Genomic DNA, 6,784 nt, shown 5'->3' on the forward strand with positions numbered 1-6,784 from the left:
ACCCGCGGCCCTCGGGGGCGCAACTTTGATCTTGTGACGCGCCTTGCCGCCCGCCTCGGGTGGGTGGCGAAAAGAACCGCGCAAAGACCAGGGACTCAGCAGAGGTGAATGCCATGGCTCGCAGGGTAAGTTTGGCGATCATCGGCGCCGGTACCGCCGGTCTGACCGCGCTCAAGGAAGCCCGGCGTTTCACGCAAGACGTCCTGCTCATCAACGATGGCCTTTATGGTACCACCTGCGCGCGGGTCGGCTGCATGCCCTCCAAGGCCCTGCTCGCGCCGGCTCACGCCTTTCACGGGCGCCATTTTCTCGCCGAGGCCGGGGTGACCGGAACCGAGGCCCTCACGGTGGACCTGCCGGCGGTGCTCGCACGCGTGCGAAGCCTGCGCGACCGCTTCATCGCCGGGCCGATCCGGCTTGCCGAGTCCCTCGGCGAGCGCAGCCTGCGGGGCCGACCACGCTTTCTGGACCCGCACACCCTGGAGCTCGGCGGTGAGCGGATCGAGACGGAGGCGACGGTCATCGCCACCGGCAGCCGGCCCATTCTACCGGAGTCTTGGCGAAGGTTCGGCAATCGGGTGCTGACCTCCGATGAGCTCTTCGAGCAGGAGGATCTGATGCCCCGGGTGGCGGTCATCGGTCTCGGGGCCGTCGGCAGCGAGCTCGGCCAAGCCCTGGCGCAGCTCGGCCTGCGGGTAAGCGCTTTCACGCGCGCCACAACGGTGGCGGGGCTCAGCGACCCGCAGGTCTCCCAAGCGCTGGTTCGCAACCTCCGCACGGATATGGAGGTGTTTACGGAAAGCGAGGTGCAGCTCGAGCCCGGCGACTACAATGCGGTGCGCGTGCTCACCGCAGACCGCGCCGTGGAGGTCGACTGGGTGCTTGCCAGCCTCGGGCGCCGCCCCAATCTCGAGGACCTGGGGCTGGAGAACCTCGGCGTGGAGCTCGGGCGCGACGGCATGCCGGTCTTCGACGTGGCCACCCGGCGCATCGGCGACTATCCGATCTACATTGCCGGCGATGTCAACGGCGAGCGCCCGGTCCTGCACGAGGCGGCGGACGACGGGCGGATCGCGGCGTACTTCGCTTTGCATCCCGAGGCGCAATGCCTCACCCGCCGCGCCGCGCTCGGCATCGTCTTCACGGAGCCCAACGCCGCGCGTGTGGGGCGGAGCTACGCCACGCTCGAGAACGAGACGTTCGTCATCGGCGAAGCCGATTTTTCCCGCCAGGCCCGCGCCCTCATGGCCGGGCGCAACGCCGGCTGCCTGCGTGTTTACGTAAGCGCCCCGGACGGGCGCCTGCTTGGTGCGGAAATGGCGGTGCCCGAGGGCGAGCATCTGGCGCATCTACTGGCCTGGGTCATACAGCAGGGGTTCAGCGTCGACGACGTGCTGCAGCTGCCTTTCTACCATCCGGTGGTGGAAGAAGGGCTGCGCTCGGCACTGCAGGCCGCCCGGCGCGAGCTCGGCCGGCACCGTAGGACACCGGACCTGCCCCTGTGCGAGGAGCCGCCCGATTGGGCTTTGGGCGGGAATTGACCGGCGAAGAGTAAACGGCCGCAGTGGGAGGGACGCCGAACCGATCGCGTCTCGGACCCGGCTCTTGGAGGATTTCTGGATATGCATCGACCCAATGTGCAACCCTTCCTGCACGAACCGACTTCGACGTTCTCCTACGTCGTCTGGGACCCGAGCACCCGAGAAGCCGCCGTGATCGACGCGGTGTTGGACTATGACGCCGATGCCGCACGCACCTCCAGCGCGAGCGCCGATCGAATCGTCGAGTTCATCCGCGGCGAGCGGCTCACGGTGACCTGGTTGCTGGAAACCCACGCCCATGCCGATCACCTTGCCGGCTGTGCGTATCTCAGAGCCGAGCTCGGCGCCCGCACGGGCATCGGCGAAGGCATCCGCGCGGTGCAGAACCACTTCAAACAGGTTTTCAACCTGGAAAGTGATTTCGAGCCCGACGGCTCGCAGTTCGGGCATCTTTTCGCGAACGATGAGGTGTTCAGGATCGGCACGTTGGAGGCCCGCGCTATCGCGACCCCCGGGCACACATCGGATAGCTTGACGTATCTGATCGGCGATGCGGCGTTCGTCGGCGATACGATTTTCATGCCCGATGGCGGCACGGCGCGTTGCGATTTCCCGGGCGGGAGCGCGAGCACGCTCTATCGCTCCGTCCAATGCCTGTATCAGCTGCCCGAGCGCACGCGTGTGTTCGTGTTGCACGATTACCGTCCCAATGGCCGGGATTATCGTTGCGAGACCACAATCGGCGAGCAACGGCGCGACAACATTCATGTATCCACCACGGTCGGCGAAGCCGAGTTCGTCAAGCGGCGCACCGAGCGCGACCGCACGTTGACCCTGCCCGCGCTCATCATCCCGGCGGTGCAGATCAATATCCGCGGTGGCGAGCTGCCGCCTGTGGAGCCGAATGGCTTGCGTTACCTCAGGATTCCCCTGAATTCGGCGGGACGCTTCTCGCAGGTCGGCGACTAGCCGCCGCCGGCGTTTGCCGCGGCGCGGATCCACCGTAAACGCCCCGCCCGTGCTGCCGGTGAAGACCAGGGGCGCGGCTCCCCGCGGCTCGCTATTCGATGAATGCCTTGAAGAGCTCGCTAAGCGAGTCCTTCCGGTGCAGCCGCCGGATCGCCTCACCGACGAGCGGCGCTGTTTGCACCGTGGTTATCCGCTTTCTCAGGCTTGCCTCGCCCAACCGGAAAGGCGGAACGGTATCCGAGACAAACAACCGCTCGATCGGGGCAGCGCCGAGCACGCGAGCGGCATCGCCGGTGAAAAGGCCGTGGGTGGCCGCGGCGTAGACCGCCGTCGCCCCGGCTTCGTGACAGGCCGAGGCGGCGCGGGCTAAGGTGCCGCCGGTGCTGATCAGATCGTCGACGATCAAGGCGACACGCCCGCAGACCTCCCCGATCAGCGCGCCGCCCGAGACCGTCTCCTCACTGCGTTTTTTTTCCATGAAGGCCATTGCCGGCGTGTGGCGCAGCTCACCGGCGAGAAGCTCACGCAGCCGCTCGGCACGTTTGTAGCCCCCGGCATCGGGCGAGACGACGACCACCTCGGTATCCCCGACGCAGCGGAGAAGCTCGCGCACGAACAAGACCCCAGCCTCCAAGTGCTCGACCGGTACCCGGAAGGCGTTCTCGAAGGCGGCGATGTTGTGCACGTCCATCGCCACCACCCGGTCAACGCCAACGGACTCCAGAAGCTGCGCGAGGTATCGGCTCGTGACCGGATCGCGCGGCTTGGTGCGCCGGTCCTTGCGCGCATACGGCAGATACGGGATGACCGCCGTGAGCGTCTCCGCCTGCGCGTCGCGCAGCGCCCCAAGGAAGAACAACAGCCGCATCAGCTTGTCGTTGACGCCCTCCTCCGGGTCCTGATAGAGACAGTGCAGCACGTAGACATCACGCCCGCGAATGCTCTGCAACGCCCGGCTCTTGTGCTCGCCGTCCACGAAATTGCGCTCCTCGTGCGATGCCAGTGCGCACCCGAGATACTCAGCGACGCGCTCGCCGTATTTCCGGCTCGCGTTCAAGGCAAACAGCGCGATATCCGCTTCACTCATGATGTCTCCGGTAACAAGGGGCCTGCCTTCAGCATAGGCCGCCAGCATGCCTTCTCCACCTGCGCCCGGCCGCGTAGGGTTCGCGCGGCCCCTCAGGCGGCCGTGATCTCGTCCACTTCCGCCAGGCTCACATATACGATCAGTCCGCGCTTGGCTCCGGCCGCGTCGAGATAGGTGCGCACCTGCTCGCGGTAGCGCCGGCGCACGCGCGGGTCGGGGGCGATATCGCTTTTCCAATCGATTACCGTTTCGATGGCACCGTTCGCATCGAGCGCGAGCGCATCGGCTACCCCCGAGATCAGCGCCTGCGTGCCGGCGCTCCCATCCGTTCGAAGCCGGGCGTAAATCGGCACTTCCGGCAACAGGCGCGGGCGCAGCGCCGCGACGGCCGACAGGCCGAGTGTGCGCCTGACCAGATCGGCGAGCGCCTCGGGTGAGTCGGAGACGGCCAACGAACCCACTGCCTCCGGCGCGAGCTGGGCCAGAAGCTCTGCCGCGCGTGCTCGAAGCCTCCGTGGATCATCGCTCAGCTCGCCCGTCAACACCTCCTCGAGGAGCTTGTGCAGCAGAGTCCCGCGCAGCGCGCCGCCCTCGGCGCCGGACCTCGCTACCGGCCCAGGCGCCGCGAGCACAATCGCCTCATCCTCGCCGCCAATGTCATCGTAATCGTCATCGGAGCCATGCTCACTGGGACGGTGCCAGACGACACGGCGGTGGGCCGCTTGGATGCGCTGCGTTTCGGCGGCGAATACAGCTCGATCCTGGCGGTTGACGGCTTGCGGCTCACGTTTCGGGAGCTCGCTATTCCAGACCCCGGGGTCGAGCGCCGGCAGCTCATCGAGGCGCAGTTCCAGCAGGTCGAACCAGCCGCCCTCCATCTCGCCCGAGCGCGGCAAAACCAGCAATTGCTCGGCCCGCGTGAAGGCCACGTAGAGCAGCCGTAGCTGCTCGCGCCTCTGCTCGGTCTTCTCCTCGTCGAGCGCCTGGATGTAGCGCTCGGGCCGGAATGGACCGAGGTAGTAGTGAATCCATTCGCCGCCGCGCTCGAGCAGCGGTCCGCTTGGCGCGCGGCGCTCGCTCATGGTGTTGACCGGGATGACGATGGGCCACTCGAGGCCCTTGGCCGAGTGCATGGTGATGAGGTGCACCGCTTGCTCCTGGGCGTCCGGCCGGCCCTCCATGGCGGCCTCCGTGTCCTCCCAGCGCTCGCGCATGTCGGCGGCGAAGGCGAACATGCCCCGCGCGGCATACGGCTTGCTCATCTCGAGGAAGAGCTCGACATTCGCCAGCGCGCGCTCGGCACCGCCGGCATGGCGCTGCAGCAGCAATGGGCGTACCCGCAGCTCATCGAGCGCCTTCGCCAAAAGCTCGAACGGGCTCGTGGCGAATGCCTGAGCCGCCAGCGCCTGAAGGCGCACCAGGGTTTCCCGGGCAAGCGCGTGCCTCACGGCGCTCGGCTCGGTGCGCAGCGTCAGCCGTGCGGCGCCGGCCTCCGGACGCGGCAACTGCTCGACGATGTCGAGCAGCTCCTCCTCCGTGAGCCCCACCAGCGGACCGCGCAGCAGCGCGCCGAGGGCGAGGCTGTCGCGGGCATCCGCGAGCACGCGCGTGATGGCGATGAGATCCTGAATCTCCTGACGGCGGAAAAACCCCTTGCCCGCCTGACTGGCGACCGGGATGCCCTGTTCCTCGAGCGCGCGCTCGTAGCGCCAGAGCTCCGTTCCGGAGGGTGCGAGCAGCGCGATATCGCCCGCCCGGCACGGGCGCTGGCGGGCGCCGGTGCGAATCGGGTAGTCGCCGATGAGCCGCCGACAGAGCTCGGCGGCGCGGCGCGCCTCGGCATCGCGGTGCTCGTTCGGGCGCGGCTTCTCGCCGGCACTTGCCACCTCGATGACAAGGCGGGCGACATGCAGACCGTCATCCGGCGAATCCCGCGTCGCTGCCAGTGGCTGGAAGCCCGGCTGACCGTCGGCGGCGAGCGGTGCCGCGAAGCGCTCGTTCACCCAGTCGAGCAATGGTCGATAGGAACGGAAATTGGCGCTTATCTCGAGGATACAGCCGGGGTCCGCCGCCCTGAGCCTTTCCCGGGCGGCGACGTAAGTCGCCACGTCCGCTCCCCGAAAACGATAGATCGCCTGCTTGGGATCGCCGACACAGAAAAGCGCGCCCGGTCGCAGCGTGCGTTCCTGCCACGGCGTCTCGGGTGCGCCTTCCCCGCACAGCCGCCAAAGGATCTCCACCTGCACGGGATCCGTGTCCTGAAACTCATCGACCAGGATATGCCGGTAACGCCCGCTCAGTGCGCTGCGCACGGCCTCGTTGGCCGGGTCACGCAACAGTCGCCGCGCCGTCAGCAGCAAGTCGTCGAAGTCCAGCAACGCCGCCTCGCGTTTATAGGCTTGGTAGCGTTCGAGCAGCGCGTCGAACGCCTCGGCCAATTGCGCGAACGCGGCGCACGCCACCGCCCCCTGCAGCGCCGCGCAGGCGCTTCCGACCGCTTGATAGAGCGCCTCGCCTTCCCGCGAGAACTCCGTGCCGGTCGCCTTGGAAAGCCCACTCGCCACGGCCGCGGACTGCCACTTGCCCTGCCGCCCCCATCTGCGGAAGGCGAGCTGCCGGGTATGCGCGCTGCACCGCGGCGGGGCGCATGCCAGGGTCATCAGCGCCGTCGGGGTAGCGCCGTGCTGCATCGCCTCCCGGTAGGCTTGCACCAGATCGCGCAGCTCATTCACCAAGCTTGCCGTGCTCTCCTCGCTGCAGGGCCGCATCCGTGTCCACTCGGCAAGTGCCGACACCGCCTCTTGCAAGCGCTCGAGCCGTCGCGGCGCCATTGTGACGTCCACCGCCTGTGCCGTTCGGTTGCGCCGGGCGAAGCCCGCGATGCGCTCGAGCTCGGCGGCCGAGTTCGCGCCCGCCGCGGCGACGAAGGCGGCCACCGGGTCGCTCTCGTCCGCCGCATCGAGACGCTCTCTGAGAAAGGCGTCCAGTAAATCCTGCCAAGCGAGGTCCGCAGCCGAGGCATCGAGCACCGCCGCGCCCGGGTCGATATCGGCCTCGACCGGATACGGCCGCACGATCTGTTGGCAAAAGCCGTGGATCGTCGTGGCGGTGAGCTCGCCAAGCCGCTCGCGGGCCGCGGCGAGCCCGGCGCGCTGATTTTCGTTCAGGCCGTGCGGAAAAGCGGCGC

At 67.9% G+C, this 6,784-nt stretch carries 4 protein-coding genes; 2 read left to right on the forward strand and 2 right to left on the reverse strand.

Translation table 11 applies throughout. From position 1 onward, the window contains the following. The first annotated feature begins 113 nt into the window (after positions 1 to 113). Both AC52Q4_RS12350 and AC52Q4_RS12355 read left to right on the forward strand, forming a co-directional pair. Positions 114 to 1,541: a dihydrolipoyl dehydrogenase gene (locus AC52Q4_RS12350; protein WP_495537098.1), complete on the forward strand. Its 1,428-nt coding sequence runs from the start codon at positions 114 to 116 to the stop codon at positions 1,539 to 1,541. A gap of 81 nt (positions 1,542 to 1,622) precedes the next feature. Beyond that, a complete protein-coding gene (locus tag AC52Q4_RS12355) occupies positions 1,623 to 2,510 on the forward strand; it encodes an MBL fold metallo-hydrolase (RefSeq protein ID WP_495537099.1) in 888 nt (295 codons plus the stop codon). Between the two features lie 91 nt (positions 2,511 to 2,601). Here the strand turns inward: AC52Q4_RS12355 and AC52Q4_RS12360 are convergent, their stop codons facing one another. Together AC52Q4_RS12360 and AC52Q4_RS12365 are read right to left on the reverse strand one after the other, a co-directional pair. Next, positions 2,602 to 3,597 (reverse strand): ribose-phosphate diphosphokinase, encoded by a 996-nt coding sequence (locus tag AC52Q4_RS12360; protein ID WP_495537100.1) that lies wholly within the window; start codon positions 3,595 to 3,597, stop codon positions 2,602 to 2,604. A gap of 92 nt (positions 3,598 to 3,689) precedes the next feature. Beyond that, on the reverse strand, positions 3,690 to 6,784 hold a 3,095-nt coding region (locus AC52Q4_RS12365), incomplete at its 5' end, for a UvrD-helicase domain-containing protein (protein WP_495537101.1).

The sequence above is a fragment of the Nitrococcus sp. genome (genome assembly GCF_059432795.1).